The following is a 19623-nucleotide window of genomic DNA, read 5'->3' on the forward strand; positions in this document are numbered from 1 at the left end:
TCATTTCTCTTTTTGTTTTTTAATACTCGATCATTTCATTCTCAAAATGTTCAAGATGATCTAACATATTTTGTTGAGCTAATATTGGATTTTTCTCCACTACTGCCTGATAAATACTACGATGTTCTTCAAGGATTCTTTTCGTTAAACCTGGTCGATTAAATGAAATCCTGCGTATTTCTTCCATTGCTTTGTCCATTTGTTCCGATATTGTTTCCAATAAACGAACCATAATAGAATTGTGGGTTGATTGTGCTAAAATCCTATGAAAAAGTATATCAATTTTTTTACTTTCATTCGCATTTGTTATATTTAACTCCATATTGTTTAGATTTTCTTCTAGTTTTTTCAAGTCTTCCTCTGTTCTTTTTATCACGGCCATTCTTGAAATTGAAATCTCCAATGATTTACGGGCCTCCATAAGCTCAAGAACCGTTTCCTCACTTATTAAAAAGCAACATGTTTCTTAGGAATTAATAATAGCTATCCAATTCATGAAGGAAATATTATTGGAAAAAAAGGCACGATAAAGTGGAGTCAATCAGGTGACCATGTGGGTCTAATTGGAACAGCAGATACTGACTTATATGTAAATGGGGAGCTTATCATGTCTGGTGCCTCTGAACCTCACAATTTCGCTATTCAAATGAAAGAGTTTGTTGATTCCGTTATTGAGGATAGAGAACCTCTTACGTCTGGTGAAAAGATTATGACTCAATTAAAGATTATTGAAGCTGCTCAAAAATCAGCTGTAGAAAAACGAGTAATTATGTTAGAAGACTCTCTGTCAACGGTGAACTAATCCAAATAGGTAATCTATTTAGAAATTGTCAAATCAAGACCCTATTTAAGTAATTCCAGTATTGTTCGTATTCAGCATTGACCAACCCGGATCATATTCGGTTTGGTACAATCGGGTTATATAATAATGAAATTGGAAGGGTATTATGAAAATTTTAGAACGTGTTCAGAAAATACCTGGAGGATTGATGCTTGTTCCTCTATTTATTGGCGCAATCATTAATACATTTTTTCCTCAAATTATTAATATCGGAGGTTTCACTCAATCTTTGGGTGCCGTAGGGTTTCCCACTCTTATAGCAGCATTCCTGTTTTGTGTAGGATCGAAAATGACCTTAAAAGGTACCCCTGTGATGCTGAAAAAAGGTTTTTCTATTATGCTTGCAAAAGTGGGCATTGCTACTGCAGTTGCGATGACAGTTGCCACGCTATTTAATGGTGACCTTTGGGGATTATCAGCCTAGCGATTCTTGCAGCCATGAACGATACAAATGGAGGTTTATTTATTGCATTAACGAGCAGTATGGGTGATGAAAATGATACTGGTTCCTATGTTGTTCAAAGTATTGAAACAGGACCATTTCTTACAATGCTAGTACTAGCTGGTGCTGGGTTGGCTAATATTCCATATCTGACAATGATCTCTGTTATTATTCCTATTTCCTTAGGAGCAATTTTAGGAAACTTGGACAAAGACATCCGTGAATTTTGTTCTAAACATCAAGATATTTTTGTTCCGTTCTTTGGTTTCGCATTAGGAAATACGATTCATTTAATATCTATCGTATCTGCAGGATGGGGTGGCATTATTTTAGGAATTGTAACTGTGTTACTCACGGGCATTGTATGTATGATTGCTGATAGATTGACTGGTGGTACTGGAGTTGCTGGTGTTGCTGCATCTGGGATTGCTGGAAATACAGTAGCTACACCAAAGGCGGTTGCAATGGCAGATCCAACGTTTGCTGCTATAGCCCCTATTGCCACTCTTCAAGTGGCAGCAGCAATGATTATCTCTGTTATTTTAACCCCTTTACTAACAACATTAGTTTATAAACGTCAAAAGAAAAAGAAAAAAGAGCCTGATCTAGCCCATTCGGAGATAGCAATTGGAAGTAGCGAGTAAGTTAATCAAAGCCCCACTAGAAGTCATGAATAGACTTTTTGTGGGGCTTTAATAGTCTATTCGGTGCTGGTACAAACCTCGAATTTTGTCAAAATATAAACAGAAACATAAGGCTAATACCGAACATCTATGGTTTTTATATAACGAAAATTTGTTATTAATTTTTTATTCCGAATAAAAATTGCCCATAAGGAAGGTAATATCCATAATGGATTGTCTGTCTGATTCTTTTTGTACCAGAACCTTTATATTTATATCTTCCCAAGTATGTTCTGGACACTTTCAATTCTCTATAATCATTCTTTCTACATTGATGATAATGAACGCTTGAAAAATTTTGTGAAACAAGATTTTTCGGGGCGTCACTGTGACCGGGTATGGGCGTCACTGTGACCGGGTCTTTTGTTTTTTTTAATTTTACCTATCACTAATAACAGCAGCGGAAGAAAAAGACAAACCGTTAACGAATAAGGCGTCCATGCTTTAAGGACAAATTGTCGAAAATGAACAATGTTTGGGTGGGTAAAGATGGCAAAGCTAATAATCAAAAAAGCTAAAGGGAAAAGTAGGATTTTATAGTCCTTTAGCTCTAATACTTGCGCAAGTCCAAGTGAAATCCCATAAAAGGAAATCGTCAGCTTAAAGTAAATGGTAAAAAACCAAATGATGGCAACAATGACTTCAATCCGTTCTAAAAAATCGCCAATGCTGATTTTTTTCCCCAATATGTAAGATGGGTAGGCTTGTCTTGCGGTTGTAGCAGGATCCAATACAAAAATGGATAAAGCCGCGATACTAGATAGGATGAGTCCGCCAGTGATGAAGCCCAGATAGAAAGCTTTTTTTGTTTTTTCTTTATCCGTTATATATGGCTTAATCATTAAAAATATGGCAAGTTCCAAATAGGGTAGTCCTAAAATATGGTATGCTCCCTTTAGAGTGGGTTTTAGTCCTTCCCCTAACATTGGCTGGATATTTTCTATTTTGATTTCCGGAATGAGAAATAAAAATAACAAAAAAATTAACCCGATCGTCCAAGGAAAAAAGATTACCGCTGTACGGCAAATGACTTCTAGCCCTAACCGGACTCCTAGTAAGCTAACCACTACAAACATAATCATAACTATTTGGAGCGGTGTTTCAACTAAGATTTGCGTGGTGAAAAAGTCTCCTATTTCCCTCAACAACTCAGATGAAAGGTAGAAGAAAAAATAAATATATTGGAGAGACGTGATTTTGCCAACCCATTTCCCTAAAATTTTTTCATTGTATTCGATAAATGTCATCTCTGGATATAGGGATGCCAAATGATTGTATACAAAAATAAACGATAAACTAATGATTATCGCCAAAATGGAAGCAATCCAGGCATCCTGCTCAGCTATCGATGCCAATAAAGAAGGGGAAACAAGGATCGAGCTTCCGATCGTATACACGATAACTAAAATATGAAATTCACCGGCATTAATTTTCCCCTTTTCAAGCATTATGGGTAAGCCTCCATCCTAAGATAATAACCGATCCACGAAAGAAGTAATGGGACTATAAATTTTTATTAGTACATCTAAGGGTGTTGGAATGGCAACATTTTTAATGAGCAAAATAGATAATGTAAGTCCAGTTGAAAGCAATAGAAAATAGACAACTATTTCTCTCCACCACTTCTTTTTTATAAGAGGACGGATTTCGAAAAAGGAAATAATCGCTCCAATAAGCAAAATTCCAATGATTTTCAACATCGTTACTTACTCCTTGATTTCTTCGTAAAAGGTTTCTGTAATCGTACCTAACCTGCGAATAGCTGCTGTTACTTCAATATTTACTTCTAAATTGGCAAATTCCTGTTCCCAATTCGGTTCAAGCTGTTTCCAAGCTCTAGGATCTGCCCGATGAATGGCTTCCCCGAAACCAAAGATGTCGGATTGGAAATCCTCTTGGGCGCGATTAAGGGCTTTCTCTACATTCTCTGTTATAGATTTTTGGTATTTTTCTTCTATATCTCTAATGGTTTCCGGTTTCAATAAATCAACCTTACATTGAACTTCGCCAATATTTCCTTCCGAAGTGATGTGTATGTCTATTTTCGGTTTACCATTTTCAATTTTTCCAGTGACATCAGTTTTAGAGTGGATTGTGACAACTGAGATTTTCCCAGATTCACACGGGATGTTTACAATCGTACTTTTAACATTATCTGTTATGTAATTATAACCTGTGCTCTCATCACTGCTTAACCACGCTAAAAGTTTGTCCTTCTTAAAAGCGGCAATTTTGTCGATTCTTAGTCCGGATTCAGGCGAAACATCTTGCACATTGGAAAACTTACTGGCAGATTCAGTTTTACCGTATTTATAGATCCCCATTAATACAGCTTCCTGTCCTTTGCTGGTAATACTCGAAATTAACTCGTCTAATTCAACCGTCTTAGTTGGGGCCCAAATATCTTCAGAATTTTGTAAGGCACCAAAAAGTTGATTTGCTGGTATGGGCTCTAGAGCAGTTTGAACATTCAAAATTTCAGAGGCAGTGCTTCCCTTAGCGACAGAAATATAGAAATCTGTCCGCATTTCGGGATGTCTTGAAAGGAGGTCGAGCGCTTTTCCAATCCCTTCTTTTGCCATTTCTTCTCCAAAGATAATTTGACGAAGATGTGCTAGATAAATTCTTCTTGGTGCGTCTGTGGAAAGTATTCTCCCGGCTTCAAATAGTGTTTCTCCTGTTTGCATAAACCTGACAACTTCCGTTCGGCCAGATTTGACTTTACCAGCGAGCTCTGAAGGATTAATAATTTGTACGGTTAAAAGATATCCATCTTCTTTTTTATCTACCCCTAATGCAGTAGCAATAGCGAGTTCGTTTAACTCTTTTCTGCTCCAGCACGCGCTTAAAAAAACGCTTATGAAAACAAATATAATACATAAACAAATTGTTTTTTTCAAACTCTATCCCTCATATCATAGGCTTTTACGAATTTGGTGGTTTTGGAATCGGTGTATCTTCCCGGTTTAGCTTTTTTTGATTAATTAAGCGTGGTCTTCGATAAAATGCCCAACGGGGCAGACGTATAAAATTGTCCGCTTGGTCTTGTAAAATAAATGGCGCATTCGGTGCCAAATAAGGGATTCCGAATGATCTGAGGCTATTTAAATGAAGGACCATCACAATGAGCCCTAAAATAATCCCAAACAAACCGAATGAGGCTGCAAGAATCATGAGCGGAAAGCGTATAAGTCTTGCCGCAATTGCCATATTAAAGGCAGGAGAGACAAAGCTCGAGATTGCTGTTAACGCGACGACAATTACCATTGTTGCCGAAACAATTCCTGCCTCAACAGCTGCTTGCCCAATAACCAAAGCTCCGACAATCGATATCGCTGAACCAACCGCTCTTGGCATTCGAACCCCTGCCTCACGCAATATTTCAAAGGTTGCCTCCATCATGATCGCCTCAACAACGGCTGGAAAAGGAACACCTTCACGCTGGGCTGCAAGGCTGATCAGTAATTCAGTCGGCAGCATTTCTTGGTGAAATGTTGTCACTGCGATATAGGCTGAAGGTGTCAACAACGCTAGGAAAAAAGCAAAATACCGAAGTAAACGTACGAATGATGAGATATCTGCCCTTTGATAATAATCTTCACTTGATTGAAAGAAGTGGACAAAGAGAGCTGGAACAATAAGGACAAAGGGTGTTCCATCTACAAGAATCGCAATTCTTCCTTCTAATATCGCTGAAGCAACTGCGTCAGGTCTTTCCGTATTATAGACGGTTGGGAAAGGGGAGTACTGGTTATCCTGAATCAGCTCTTCTATATATCCACTTTCAAGGATGGCATCGATGTTAATCCGGTTAATACGTTCACGTACTTCGTTGACGATTTTTTCATTGGCAACGCCTTTTAAAAACATAATGGACACATCTGTTTGTGTCTTTGTTCCAATTTGCTTTGTCTCAAGCCATAGGTTCGGATCTTTTATCCTACGGCGGATTAGAGCCGTATTCTTCCTAAGCGTCTCGGTAAATCCATCCTTTGGGCCTCTCACAACCGTTTGAGAAGAAGGCTCGTTAACACCTCGATCTGCCCAAACTCTAAAACTAATCGCCATTCCTTTTGAAAAACCATTAACTAAGATAATGGCATCTCCTGATAACAAGAGTAAAAATAATTTTTGGTAATCGCTTATATCTGTAATTCCTGAGACAGGTAAAGATTCTTTTTTTAAAGCTTCCATCCAATTCAATGAATGAAAGACATTTGAATCAATTTCGACATCTCGAATTTTCACCATCAATGTTTCTAACACAAACTCTTGTAGACCTGCGGAATCCGTTAGTCCATCTGTATAAACAACAGCTATTTCAAACTCTCCATTTTTGCCAGCTTGGAATTCCCTTATGACAATATCCGTACTATTCCCAAGCGTTTTTTTTATGTGATCTAAATTAAATTTCAAATCTGAAGAGATTTTCTCTTGTTGTTGAGAATCCATATTTTGTTTTTTGTTTGTGATTTCCTTTTGAGATTTGATAGATTGTTTATCTTTTAATAATTTTTTTACGGAGATCGGAGCTCGAGATTTCAGTGCTAGCCACCTCGCTGTATAAATAATGAATCCCAAAAATAAAAAATCAACCACTTTTATATTATTGAAGCTAATATTCAGTATTAACAGTTGGATAATTACTAAACCAACTTTACACACTTTATTCCTTTTTCACCTTAGTTTCATAAAGCTGAGCTGGGGTGGAAGTGTTGATAAGTGTCCAGCCTTTTCATAGTAGTAGTAGTAGTAGATGAAGTGAAGAAAGTGGAGCACAACACGCAAAGAATCCATTTTACTCTAGGGGGATTCCGGGGATACAGTAAAAGCTATTTTTTGAGTTATCGATCGTTTAATTTTAGTGATAATTGCTCTTAGCATTTTGTTTTAAGATAAGAGTATAACCCAAGCGAGTATGAACTCTATGTCTCTTATGAAACGGAAGATGAATTGGAAAAGACCATTAATGATATTATCTGTGATATGGAATTAACGGCTTATAGATAGAAGGATTTGGTAAAAGAATTTAATCATACTGGGCTGACTTATCGCGAGAAAACGTTCCCTCCTAGTTAAATAAAGGAGGGAGCTTTTTATAAATTTAACCTTTGTTATTCCTGAACTCAGTTCACTAGATTAAGTAAATGGCTGATGTAATAAAGAGAAGATTAATAGTGCACCAAGAATAACAGCAACCCAAGATAATTAGATTCATTTCATTGTAACAGGAGGAAGAACCTAAGCAGCAAAAGGACTTGCACTCAAAAAAAGCCAAGCACCATTCAACTATATCAATGGTCTTGGCTCATTTTATCTTTTATTTATTGTAGGTTAAGGTGATGTCAGCAATTACTGGGAAATGATCACTTGGAAATTGTCCATTCTTCTGATAGTTAACGATTTCAATTTCATTAGTTGTAAGGTTTCCTTTTCCGAGAATCCAGTCAATACGTCTGTCAGGTCCTTCACCAGTAGGATCATCAAAACCATTAAATGTTCCTAAATCTTCATTGATTCTTGTCTCAGCTGTTTCCCATAAATCATCAAATCCTCCATTTGTTAAAATTTGATGTGGAAGACTCTCTGGGCCAGCATTGAAGTCGCCTGTTAAAATAACTGGTAACTCTGGGTCAAATTCTTTTGTTACTTCAAGAATTAATTCTGCACTTTTTTCTCTTGCATTGGTCGATTGATGGTCAAAGTGTGTATTGACGAAATAGAACTGTTGGTTGCTTTTCTTATCAAGAAACTTAGCCCAAGTAACCATTCTTGGAATATTGTTTCCCCATGTTTTTGAACCAATTACTTCTGGTGTATCTGATAACCAAAAGTGATCATACTCTAATACGGTGTAATCCTTTTCATTATAAAAAATAGCAGAGTATTCTCCACGATTTCCGCCTTCACGACCTAATCCAATCCAATTATACTGAGGCAAAGTATTTTCTAAATCTTGTAGTTGTGTATATAACACTTCTTGCGTCCCAATGATATCAGGATTCTCCATATTAATCAGTTTTTTAATGGTAGGAACCCTTTCATCCCAAGTGTGTGGTGAGGGATCATTATTATTTTTGTATCTTAGATTAAAAGTCATCGCTTTTACATCTACCACCGTCGATTGGTCATTATTTTCTGCAGCAAACCCTGTTGACGTTCCCGGGAACAAACCACTTAGGAAAACTAGTAAACCGGCCACCATTAAAAATAGGGGCTTTAAAACCTTCTTCACTTTAATTCCTCCTCGATATTTGAATATGTATTACAGTTAAAGGATACCTTTCCTATGTTAATAGAATGTTATTAATAGATTTAATCATGTAAATATTATAAGAAGTGCATAGAACTTAATGACATCAATAAATCGAAAGAAAAAAGCAGGAGAAAAAGAAAATGAAAAGTAAATTTATTCGGGATATTTTTCCTAGGGAAATAAATGAAAAGATTAATTGATGTCATAATCTTTACAGTGGGGTAAATAAACTGAGTTTTTCAGGTCTTTTGAACCAATCGTGTGTTAGATGACCTGCTGTGAAGTAACTATGCTTCAAATATCAGTTGAAACCGGCCCTGCAATTCCCTTATTGTTGATATGAATACAATGTACTCCAAACCAAACGTTCGTTAACTAACTCACATCGAGCTCCTGTGAGCTTTTGTAAGGTGAGAACATTACCAGAAGCTAATTCATTTAATGTCCCCGACCTTGAATCATCGATTGAACGATTGCCATCAGATGAGCGTACGCAAAGTTGATTTATTAACTATAAATTGTGGCCTATAGTTGATTTTTTTGAGGGGACGTCTCCCGTATATCTGTTTGAGCAGATATACATAATGGGAGGCGTTCTTTTCCTTTCTCCATAATTATAAATACCAAATATTTTGAAATATATAGACATTATAATTGTCTAATCCCAGCCAGGAAATACCGTCAACTTTTGTCATTTGGGAATGGTAATAACAGTAAACTTCCATTTAATCTCTAATACTATTGCTAAAGTTCTTGTTCCTCAATCTTTAGATCTATCTAGTATTTGAATAGTTCCGATTAGGTGACTATTAAAAATTTGCCTAGCGACCAAAAGTAAATCAATTATTAGCGGGTCCCGTAATGAATAAATGACACGATTACCGCTTTTTGTACCAACAACAATATTTTTGTTTCTTAATACCTTAAGTTGTTGAGAAACAGTAGAACTTTCATTGCCAATTACCCTTTGAATTTCACTTACACCCATTTCTCCATTAGAAAGTACCTCTAAAATTTTAATACGAATGGGATTAGAAAGGGCTTTAAAAAAATCTGCTTTAAATTTTTGCAATTCATAATCCATTTTATTAACTCCTTATTGGTTATATTTGAATTTCCTTATTGCATAAATAATGCTTTAAAAGTCTTGGGTAGCCACGAACATTTTAAGAAAAGATCGTCTCTAGTATCCACATCACACCAAACAAAGGGGACTATTTCATTTGTTAAATAAGAAAAAGAGAAAGTAACAATCTACGAAACTGGTAAATCAATTTCTATAGTAGTTCCTTTTGAGCAACTTTCTATATTTATTTTTCCTTTATGTTGTTCAATTATTTGGTTACAAATCATAAGCCCCAAACCTGTTCCATTTTCTTTTGTAGTAAAAAAGGGGGTTCCGATTTTTTTTAATATATGCTCGGGAATACCGTGTCCTTGATCTACAATTCGAACGATGAGTGACTCCGAATTTTTACTTTGTACTTCAATGGTGATTGCCCCACCTTTTGGCATAGCTTCAATTGAGTTTTTTAAAAAGTTGATAAAAACCTGTTTTAGTTGATTTTCATCACAGCTAATCAACGGTAAATTAGGCTCGATTTTTGTTATGATCTCAATACTATTCATATTCGTCTGGGTCTGTAGCAGAGTGACAATTTGCTCTAAAATATCTTTAAGGTTACCTTGGCTATATTTTGATATTTGTTGTGGTTTTGAAAGGACAAGTAGCTCATTTAAAATCATTTCAATTCGATTCATTTCAGATGAAATAATGTCAAAATACATCTTTTGGTCTTTTAACTCACTTTCCATTATTTGAAGAAATCCTTTAATGGCCGTTAAAGGGTTTCTTACTTCATGGGCAATGCCAGCAGCTAATTGTCCAGCAACAGTAAGTTTTTCAGAGTTTATCATAAGTTCCTGTGTCTGTTTCCTTTCACTAATATCCCTTACAATTGCATGTATAGCTGGTTGGCCCTTATAAATAGTAGGAATTGTTTTTATTTCTACATCAATTTCTTTCCCATCAAACCGGACAAATCTTTCCTCTATCGGACCCACTGACTCACTACGTATTTTATTTTCTACAAGATTTTGTAATTTGCCGTAGTCACTATGGTCTATAAATTCATATATGGACTTTCCTATGATATCTTTTTTAGCAGAGGCCCCAAGAAGTCCAACACCTGCTTCATTTATAAAGAAACATCTTCCTTTTCTTAAGATAATTATTGCGTCAGGGGATTCCTCTACAATGCGCTGGTATCTTTTTTCCCCCTCATAAACTTTTTTTTCGGCCAGTTTTAGATCGGTAATATTCTGTATCTGACTAACAAAATACAAAGGATCTCCTTGATTACTTCTTACTAGGGTCAGGCTCAATAACGCCCAAATCTCATCATTGTTTTTATGTACGTAACGTTTTTCTGTATGAAATGAATGAATTTTCCCCTCTAATAACAAACTTAGCTTAGACTGATCAATCTCTAAATCGTCAGGATGTGTAATTTCTCGAAAAGATAATTTCAATAATTCTGATTCCTGATAACCAAGAAGATGACATAAAGAGTGATTAACTTTTAAAAGTGCTCCGTCTACAGCTACTATAGCTTTGCCTATAGCAGCATAATCAAAGGCATGGACTAATAGTTGATTTTCTAGTTCAATCTTATCCATATTTTTTTTCTCCCTTTTTTGTTTTTTTAAAGCAAAATAAAAAGCCAAATAAGAAGCAAAAGCTTCTCATTTGGCTCATGTCTAACTCCATTCGTTTAGTTCATTTCCACCATTTTATAAATTTGGCTTTATAATAAAAACAATTGCACTTTTATTTTTAAAAAAATCCCAGTCAACAAAAATGTCAATTACATTTGCTTTAAGAAGTGATTCAAAGTGGTTATTATTATGTAAGTACGTTTTCTCCAAGCTTCTTTTTGCTATAAGTAATATCTCCTGATATCCCTCTCTAATTAACTGTTTTTCAATATTTACCAAGATATCGTTACGAATCACGAGAATCGTTCTAGGGTTTAATTGGCATGAATAGATTTCAGCCGGGGCCTTTTCCACCTGTTGGCTAATATTAGATATTTCTTCATGGACTTTTTCTTTTCCTTCATATTCTTCAGTTAACCAAAGGTTTTCTGTATCTAAGTTCGTACTTATTCCTACAAATATCCCTGATTTATTGTGTATTCCCCAGTCATAGTAGAATTCACGAATTTCGATTCCCGTCAAGATCTTAATATAAGCTTTTATTTCAGGGATAAGCACTTTCATCAAGGAGTCTCTTGTTTGTTGAAATATTTTTTCTTGATTTTGTTCAATAAGTACTCTTTCAGTAGGTGACATGAAATTTCGGAGATAAACGGTAAGAACCGACTTTTCGATTGTAACAAAAACGGATTCTGGCCCTTTCCCAAAGTTATCACGTAGTAATTTCCCTATATAGCTAGTCAATTCAGTTTGTTGTGAATTACTTGACATTTATTTTCAACATCCTTGTTTGAGGTAAAAGCGTCATATCCTTTACCCTAGTTTTAGTTTAGATAGATATACCAATATTTTCAACAAAAATGCCTTTTTTAAACATTCGGATCGAAGGATCATACATTATTGTGAATACTAACCTTAAGCATTTTAGGTGTCACAATTGATGCTTCAGCAGGAAATAAACTAGAGATTTTTTTAATGGAATAATAATTCTTTTAAAATGGTAACAGAAGTTCCGTATCATATGATGAAGCTATTAAGTAATAAAAAAGTTGGTATAGCCTTCAGGCAAAGGTATATTGCAGATACTTATTATGTAGTTGTTCTAAAATGGAATGGAGACAGATTAGTTCTACACGAAGAACTATACTCTAATTACTACCTACAATTGAAAAGTTTTATAACGAAAAAATATCATAAATACTTTTTGGGGAGTGACCGGCACCAATCCTTTCTGTGACTGGATTTTCTGCTCGTTTTTTAGTTCTGCTATAGATTTAGGTTCAGCTGAATCTGCTGTTATTTCATTTGATTCGTACCCTTTTTATTTAATCCACTTTGCCAGCTCTCGATTGCTGATTTTTTGGCCATAAAATTCGTCAATCGCATAAATGCCATAAATTTACGCAATCTATTTAATGGAGGTGGAAAAATGGAGAACCAAAATAATCATAAAACTATAAATAACTATGGAATGGACGATCAGGATAAGGAAATCTTAGAAGAGATCAGTAATATCATAGGAATCGAAAACCAAAATCATCATCAAGCTAACAATAACGATAAAATGGACAATCAGGATAGGGAAATCTTTGAACAAATCGGTAATTCAATAGGAATCGAAAACCAAAATCATCATCAAGCTAACAATAACGATAAAATGGACAATCAGGATAGGGAAATCTTTGAACAAATCGGTAATACTATAGGAATCGAAAACCAAAACCATCGTCAAGCTAACAATAACGATAAAATGGACAATCAGGATAGGGAAATCTTTGAACAAATCGGTAATATTATAGGAATCGAAAACCAAAATCATCGTCAAGCTAACAATAACAATAAAGTTGACAATCAAGATAATGGAATCTTTGAACGAATCGGTGATAGCATTAGTAATGTGGTTAATAATGTAGTGGATGCAGTTACAGGTGAAGATCAAAACAATGATCAACAAAAAGGTAAGAATAACAAGAACCGTCTTTAATAAACGCCGCTTTGGCGTTTTTTCTTTCTTCTTCGGTTTCCTTCATTGCCAAACAGTCTCGGTGAATATATCCCTATCAGTCTTGTTAAGCACCATTCAACATATGGAGTCCCAGATAACAGTTGGATAAGAAGATTGCTAAATTAATCGGGGAAGTGACTGGCGCCCTATCCCAATCTTTCCTCCTATTTCTCAAATATAAATAATTGAAAAAATGAAAAGTAGACCTAGGGCGTCTTATTCCCAGGTCTACTTCAGTTAAATAAATACGTGGAACATTTTGTGAAACAAGATTTTTCGGGGCGTCCCAGTGACGTCGTTTAGAATGGAATCGCGCCTGTCAGGATCGCCGCAATGGTCATGACTATAGTCGTTCCAAACGCCCATTTAAAGAGAAACTTTTGATGTTCTCCAAAATCGACTCCAACTAATCCAATCAGAATAAATGTAGCAGGAACCAAAGGAGACAGTGGGAATCCAGTTGTTGAATGCCCCAATAAAGCTGCCCGTCCTATTTCCACTGGATTAATCCCAAAGCTAGATGCGGTTTCACTAATAATAGGAAGAATTCCAAAGTAATAGACATCAGGCGAAAAGACAAAACCAAGAGGAAGACTAGTAAGCGCAACGACTAAAGGCATGTGTGGACCAAGCCAATCAGGAATAACTGAAACGATTGTAGCTGCCATGGAATCCATCATTTTAGTCCCGGTGAATACTCCTATAAAAATTCCTGCTGCGAATACCAGCGTACTAATTGTCACATAGCTGTTTGCATGTCTTAAAATCTGTTCTTGTTGTTTAATTGGATTAGGAAAGTTTACAAACAAGGCAATCGTAAAGGCAATGGCAAACAAAACCTGAATTGGCAAGACCTCCATGACCAACATGACCATAAGAGCAAGCGTCAGTAGTAAGTTAAACCAAAATAATTTAGAAGATCTCTTATCGATTTCAAGTGCTGCAGCTTGTTCGGCGAAAGCGTGAGTGGACTCCAATTGAATAACACCTAATCTATCCCGTTCCTTCTTACCAAGTATATAGGCGGAAAAAAGTGTCCATACAAGCCCCGCAATCATAACTGGGATAAGCGGAATAAATAAATCATTCACTTCTACCTGAAGGCTCGCAGAAGCTCTTACCAAAGGTCCTCCCCATGGAATGATATTCATTACACCTGCTGCTAATGCAACCACACATGCTAAAACTAGGCGATTCATACCTAATCTTTTGTAAAGCGGAAGCATGGCTGAAATTGAAATCATAAACGTTGATGAACCGTCTCCATCCAACCCAACCAATATGGTAATAATGGCAGTTGCCATAACAACCTTTAAAGGATCACCTTTAACAAAACGAAGGATTCAGGCAATCATGGGATCAAATAAACCAACATCTATCATCAATCCGAAATATAAAATTGCAAAAACAATCATAATTGCCGTAGGTGCAACTGTAATAATACCATCAAACATCATCTTTCCCATCTCTGAGCTAAACCCGCCGATTAATGCAAAAGCAACAGCAACAAAGACGAAAGCAACAATGACTGAAAAACGCTTAGAAATAACTAATAAAAGAAAAGTGGCAATCATGCAAAAGCCCAAAAAAGACAACATTTCAAAATTTCCCCCTTTTAAAAACGAAACAATATTTAGCCTACCTTTTTCAAAACAGGCCCTTATTTTTAATGAAACAATTCTTTCTGCAATTTTCACAATCACATAGATAAAAAACGATCGGCTTTATAAATTAAATATTCGGATAATTTAAATAAAAAATAACTTCCCTGTTGCCCCCCCCTCCAGACTATTTACCAGGCCAACAAACTCTGAATTTTCAAAAATAATCAAAAAAATAAAATATTTTCCATTATACCATTGAAAATATATATAGTAAAAAATTATTTAAGAGAATTCTTTATATATGGGAAAGAAGGGACATCGGGACAAGTCCTTCGTTCCAGTAGAAAAATTAGAAAAATGAGGATCAAAAGAAATATTGAGATATGTGGAAAAAAACAAGGAAAGTTCTGCAGAGAATCTACATTCTCTCTCAGAGCTTTCCTTTTTTATTTCCTGGCAGGATAAACCTATAGATCTTTTTACTATTGATTATTAAGAATTTGATGCTGATGTAACTCGGTTTAGTGCTGGTGGTTCTATGACTTTTTGTTCTTTTAAATAGTTGAGGAACGCCCAATAATCTACTTCAGTCCGCACAGGTTCGCGATATTGTTTAAATGTCGGGTATCCGTCTGCTCCGATGACTAAATAGGCTAGTGATGCCACCCGGTAGGAGCCGTCCAGGTCGAGTGGCTCCCCATTAATCATAACCTTCTCTGGATCAATTCTCTCATTTATTGGTTTGCTTTTATCGTGAGTATATTTGACGTTGTACGAAACAGCGAGCGGGTGAAAGCTTTCGGATCCGTTTGCGTTCTTTCTCCATTGCTCCTCAAGGATTTGTTTTATTTGCTGCCCACTTAATGTTACGACCAATACTGGATTTTGATAGCCATGTGCTTGCCATGCCTCTCCAAATAGGATCTGTCCGTCACTGTCAGAAGCATTACTGCCTTTTTTGTATAGTAAATCACCCCGTAACGGACTAGCTGCTGTCAAAGCAAATTCAGCTGGATTATCCGCTTTTTTTCCAGAAGCATAGTGAGCATCTGCCGCAAGATTTGCAAGTGTGCTTTCTCCGTTTGCATTACGTGCTCTAGTCAGATCGCCCGTTAATTTTGCAACCGGCTCTGCCCAGCGCGCCTTTCCACGCTCTACCCAGTAAGATACCATCTTTTCAATCTCTGGGTCTGCTGGTATATCACGTGTAACCGGGTGGTTCATGGATGTAGTCAAATTACGTACAACATCCTTGGTATCCGGATCAATCGACAAGTTCAGTTCGTTGAGAAGGCGACCATGATTGGCTGCTTCTACCACTGGACGCGGGTTGCCTGCAGGGTCTTCAATGAAGGCATTAAACTTAGCATGCCAATGTCCGGAAACAATTGCATCAATCGCTGGTGATGCCTCTTTTGCAAAATCGAAAATAGGACCAAAAGGACTGTCAGAACCGTTAATGTCCGTACCGTCACTTTTTGTTGATCCTCCCTCGTGAACAACAGCAATAATCGTTTCAACCCCTTTTTCCTGCAATTCTTTAGCGTATTTGTTTGCTGTTTCAACAAGAGGATCAGCAGTTAAGACGCCTTCTTGAAACGATGTCGATCCTGTTATGGTTGTTGGGGTCGTAAGAGCGATGAAACCAACAGGGATGGAACCGCCTTTTCCATCATGGATTCTTTTAATCGTATAAGGCTTTAACACTAATTGCCCAGTTTGTGCATCACGAATATTGGCGGAAAGGTAGTCATAGTCTGCCCCTTTAAATTTTTTCCCCTTGGAGTCGGTGAAAGAACTGTCAACATTGCGGACTCCAAAGGTTTTTCCCTTCATGATATGTTCGGTAAGGAATTCCTTTGAAGCATCGAACTCGTGGTTGCCAGCAACAGAAAAGTCTAATCCTATTGCATTGAGGAATTCAATTGTGGGTTCATTGTGATGTGATGCCACTTCAAAAGGCCAGCCGCTGAAGTCGTCACCCGCCGAAAAAAGGATTGAGTTTTCGTTCCCAGCTTTTAGCTTATTAATATGAGCGGCCACATACGCCGCACCGCCAACAGTAAGTGGGCCATCTGTCGTCATAATTTGACCATTAGACTTGTCATTTAATGCCTGAAGGTACCCATGGAAGTCTGTTAAGCTTAGTAATTGGAGATTGACAAGCTCGGTGTTTCCTTTACCGTTATTGGATACTGCTTGTCCATCATTTTCGGATGCAAAAGTTTGAGAAGTACTCATAAAGATACTGCTGCTAAGTATGGCGACAGTAGAGGCTGCACATAGACGTTTGAATGCTTTTTTCAATCGTATTTCCTCCTTAGATATTGGTCTATTAAAAATAGTAGCTAACATGTGTTAAGTTCTGGTTAACAGGATGTAAATTATTGGAAAATTCCTTTTTTTGAGCAGCACTCTATTTTATTTTGGTCCTCTTTTTATGTTTACTTGTATGTTGGGAAATATCCATATAAATAGGCGCTAATTAGGCGCCTATTTGAAAAATTTTATTCATCGTAAATTCTATTCCTCTTCTTCATCCATCATTTCTTCAAAAACTGCGGAGACTTTATCGAATTCATTGTCACTGTCTATCGCAGTGAAGTCACCATCCTGGTCTACTTTAAAAAAGAAGATATCGATGTCTTCATCTGTTTCTTCCTGGTCATCCTCAAGAAAGGCCACTGCCACATAGTCTGTACCTTCAATATTCATAGAAGCTAGCACTTCAACTTCCATCTCTTCGTCATTTTCATCGCTAATCGTAATGATTTCTCCAACTTCAATCTTTTCCATGACAAAAACCCCTCTCCTTTGATAAATATCAAAGTATCATTTCATTTATCTCCCAATCAGTTATGATTCATGGAGGAAAAGCAATTAATTATGTAAAAGCACCGGACCCTTAGCAAAGTAATAGACCGGCTCCAAACTCTTTCTATTAAAAAACGCTCAGCTGTTTTAATAAACAATTGATTAGATGCCAGTTTTTTATAAATCAATTGTTTGTTTAAGGAGGATTCTGTACATGATAACATAATCTGACCGGTCAGAATTGGAACTCGCAATGGAATCCACTTACGAATTAGATGTTGGATTTCCATTTACTTCTATTAGGAAAATCTAATTATATTCGAACAGCTCCTGGCTTTCCATTCTCAACTATAAATGATGCACGATTTGAAATAGGTGCACCTGGCATTGTAACATGAGGAACAACCATAAAATCGGCACGCAATTGTTCTGGTGTAAGCTGACAACGTACATATCCACGCTGATTATTCATCCATTTGACATGCGGATTTTCAGACATGATATCGATACCTGCTTGATCCATATCTTTTCCGTCTCCACCTGATGAAATACTTGTACCGACAAATTCCGTAGCTAAAGTACGGGAATCTAGATTAAAAAAGTCTTCTTTCAAGTCGTTGACCCAATTTCGATGAGAGTCGCCCGTAATAACAACCACATTGTTTAGATCGTTTTCTGTTATACAGTTAAATAAGCGATCTCGATTAGCTACATATCCGTTCCAGTTATCAGTAGCAAACTCATAACCTTCCCCTAATTTCGTGTCACGTTGAGCCATGAGTACTTGCTGAGCGAGAATATTCCAATGGGCATTGGAACGACTAAGCCCATCATAAAGCCAGCTCTCTTGCACTTCCCCCATCATGGTCTTGTTGGGGTCTAATCGATCGGAGGTAGTATTCGTCCGATATTGTCTAGTATCTAAAACATTAAATTCAGCGAGATTGCCAAAATTGAAACGACGATAGACCTGCATATCAATACCAGAAGGAAGCGCAGAACGTCTTAGCGGCATATGTTCATAATAGGCTTGAAAGGCTGCTTCCCTTCGTGCCAAAAATTCTTCTTTTGAGGCGTACTTATTCGGATAATTTGTTGCATCGCCCCCAAAGTTGTTCTCCAGTTCATGATCATCAAGAGTCACGATCCATGGGAACACTGCATGGGCTGCCTGAAGCGACGGATCACTCTTATACTGACCATATCGAACCCGGTAGTCTTCTAAAGTAAAGATCTCCTTTGCAGGCACATGCCCTCTTCCAATCGTTCCTTGACCACCATTCTCATAAATATAGTCACCAAGGAAAATAACAAGGTCTAGATCTTCTTTCACCATATGATCGTAAGCTGTGTAATAGCCTGCAGGAACATTCTGACAAGAGGCAAAAGCAAAATTTAACTGGTCCAGTTGGCTCCCATAAGCTGGGGCTGTTTTGGTTTTTCCTACCGGACTGAAGTCATTACCTGACTTAAATCGGTAGTAATATTCTTTTCCAGGTTCCAACCCATATACTTCAGCATGAATGGAATAGGCATAGTCAGGGGTTGCAACTTCATGACCTCTTTTAACAATCGTCTTGAACTGTTCATCTACAGCTACTTCCCATTTAACGATAACCTCTTCTTCAGTCATTCCTCCAAGACCATCTGCTGCTAGAGGATCTGGAGCAAGTCTTGTCCATAACACAACACTCTCCGGTAATGGGTCCCCTGATGCAACTCCTAATGTGAAAGGATAGCTAGGAAACTTAGCTGCCGCTGCTTCCTTTTCCCCAATTGAGAAAGGAATCGTCATTCCTATCGTTACAGCAACTGCCGCCTTGCTAGAGGCTCCTAGAAAATTTCTTCTGCTTATCTTTGATCCTATTCCATGTTCATTATTGTTCAATTTTGTCACTCCTTGTACAAATATAAGCTATAATCAAGTCTGTATTAGCTAGTAAATACTCGTTTCAACTAGATCAAGAATTCTTTTTTTTGTGTGAAAAATGCACGACGAATGAGAGTATAGTAATCTCTAAGGATGTGTTTGTTTAACTCTTTCAAACTATGAATCTAAAACGGAAATAACAATTACTGATTTACGAAATATTTTTTCTGAATTTTCATTTTTTTATAGGCTTATTTAACCCTTTAAATAAAATAGTACTTTAGTTAATTTTTGAATTTCCTTTATTTTGTGGCCGGCGGCTTTACTTATTTCAGTAAATCTCTGAAGGATAAAGGGGTATTAATTGATCAAGTAATCATTTCAACCCAA

Annotated in this window: 14 protein-coding genes and 3 pseudogenes; 3 read left to right on the top strand and 14 right to left on the bottom strand. The window is 36.8% G+C overall.

What is annotated here, in order from left to right; translation table 11 throughout:
* Window positions 1-19: 19 nt before the first annotated feature.
* Window positions 20-421 carry a FadR/GntR family transcriptional regulator gene (locus R4Z09_RS28970; RefSeq protein ID WP_338450116.1) on the bottom strand — a complete coding sequence of 134 codons (402 nt, stop codon included), beginning with the start codon at window positions 419-421 and terminating at the stop codon, window positions 20-22.
* Between the two features lie 84 nt (window positions 422-505).
* Between R4Z09_RS28970 and R4Z09_RS28975 the strand changes: the two genes are divergently transcribed.
* Together R4Z09_RS28975 and R4Z09_RS28980 are read left to right on the top strand one after the other, a co-directional pair.
* Window positions 506-802 carry a Gfo/Idh/MocA family oxidoreductase gene (locus R4Z09_RS28975; RefSeq protein WP_338453389.1) on the top strand — a complete coding sequence of 99 codons (297 nt, stop codon included), beginning with the start codon at window positions 506-508 and terminating at the stop codon, window positions 800-802.
* 187 nt (window positions 803-989) lie between these two features.
* Window positions 990-1927: pseudogene (locus R4Z09_RS28980) on the top strand (2-keto-3-deoxygluconate permease).
* 362 nt (window positions 1928-2289) lie between these two features.
* On the opposite strand, the gene R4Z09_RS28985 reads toward R4Z09_RS28980, so the two are convergent.
* From R4Z09_RS28985 to R4Z09_RS29025, 9 genes and pseudogenes are all read right to left on the bottom strand, one after another.
* Window positions 2290-3414 carry an endospore germination permease gene (locus R4Z09_RS28985; RefSeq protein ID WP_338450117.1) on the bottom strand — a complete coding sequence of 375 codons (1125 nt, stop codon included), beginning with the start codon at window positions 3412-3414 and terminating at the stop codon, window positions 2290-2292.
* 18 nt (window positions 3415-3432) lie between these two features.
* Entirely contained in the window at window positions 3433-3666 is a 234-nt protein-coding gene (locus tag R4Z09_RS28990) for a hypothetical protein (protein WP_338450118.1), read from the bottom strand.
* Between the two features lie 6 nt (window positions 3667-3672).
* A complete protein-coding gene (locus R4Z09_RS28995; protein WP_338450119.1) occupies window positions 3673-4866 on the bottom strand; it encodes a Ger(x)C family spore germination protein in 1194 nt (397 codons plus the stop codon).
* Window positions 4867-4891: 25 nt separating this feature from the next.
* Window positions 4892-6418, bottom strand: coding sequence for a spore germination protein (locus R4Z09_RS29000; RefSeq protein WP_338450120.1), 1527 nt, complete (start codon window positions 6416-6418; stop codon window positions 4892-4894).
* A gap of 868 nt (window positions 6419-7286) precedes the next feature.
* The gene (locus R4Z09_RS29005; RefSeq protein ID WP_338450121.1) at window positions 7287-8201 is read right to left on the bottom strand and encodes an endonuclease/exonuclease/phosphatase family protein; all 915 of its coding nucleotides are present in this window, start codon (window positions 8199-8201) and stop codon (window positions 7287-7289) included.
* A gap of 781 nt (window positions 8202-8982) precedes the next feature.
* A complete protein-coding gene (locus R4Z09_RS29010) occupies window positions 8983-9306 on the bottom strand; it encodes a metalloregulator ArsR/SmtB family transcription factor (RefSeq protein WP_338450122.1) in 324 nt (107 codons plus the stop codon).
* 170 nt (window positions 9307-9476) lie between these two features.
* Window positions 9477-10901, bottom strand: a complete 1425-nt coding sequence (locus tag R4Z09_RS29015; RefSeq protein WP_338450123.1) for a PAS domain S-box protein — start codon at window positions 10899-10901, stop codon at window positions 9477-9479.
* A 114-nt stretch (window positions 10902-11015) separates the two neighbouring features.
* The gene (locus tag R4Z09_RS29020) at window positions 11016-11711 is read right to left on the bottom strand and encodes a Na-translocating system protein MpsC family protein (RefSeq protein ID WP_338450124.1); all 696 of its coding nucleotides are present in this window, start codon (window positions 11709-11711) and stop codon (window positions 11016-11018) included.
* Window positions 11712-12162: 451 nt separating this feature from the next.
* Window positions 12163-12330, bottom strand: a pseudogene (locus R4Z09_RS29025) (terminase large subunit); the annotation flags it as partial.
* A 39-nt stretch (window positions 12331-12369) separates the two neighbouring features.
* On the opposite strand from R4Z09_RS29025, the gene R4Z09_RS29030 reads away from it, so the two are divergent.
* Window positions 12370-12924: a hypothetical protein gene (locus R4Z09_RS29030; protein ID WP_338450125.1), complete on the top strand. Its 555-nt coding sequence runs from the start codon at window positions 12370-12372 to the stop codon at window positions 12922-12924.
* A 320-nt stretch (window positions 12925-13244) separates the two neighbouring features.
* On the opposite strand, the pseudogene R4Z09_RS29035 reads toward R4Z09_RS29030, so the two are convergent.
* The 4 genes and pseudogenes from R4Z09_RS29035 to R4Z09_RS29050 form a co-directional block, all read right to left on the bottom strand.
* Window positions 13245-14543 (bottom strand): annotated as a pseudogene (locus R4Z09_RS29035) (CitMHS family transporter).
* Between the two features lie 498 nt (window positions 14544-15041).
* Complete coding sequence (locus R4Z09_RS29040) at window positions 15042-16856, bottom strand: bifunctional UDP-sugar hydrolase/5'-nucleotidase (protein WP_338450126.1); 1815 nt, start codon at window positions 16854-16856, stop codon at window positions 15042-15044.
* Between the two features lie 216 nt (window positions 16857-17072).
* Complete coding sequence (locus tag R4Z09_RS29045; protein WP_338450127.1) at window positions 17073-17345, bottom strand: DUF1292 domain-containing protein; 273 nt, start codon at window positions 17343-17345, stop codon at window positions 17073-17075.
* Window positions 17346-17676: 331 nt separating this feature from the next.
* Complete coding sequence (locus R4Z09_RS29050; RefSeq protein ID WP_338450128.1) at window positions 17677-19251, bottom strand: alkaline phosphatase D family protein; 1575 nt, start codon at window positions 19249-19251, stop codon at window positions 17677-17679.
* Between the last annotated feature and the right edge of the window lie 372 nt (window positions 19252-19623).

The sequence above is a fragment of the Niallia oryzisoli genome, assembly GCF_036670025.1.
In the GTDB taxonomy this organism is placed as follows: Bacteria; Bacillota; Bacilli; order Bacillales; family Cytobacillaceae; genus Bacillus_BD; species Bacillus_BD oryzisoli.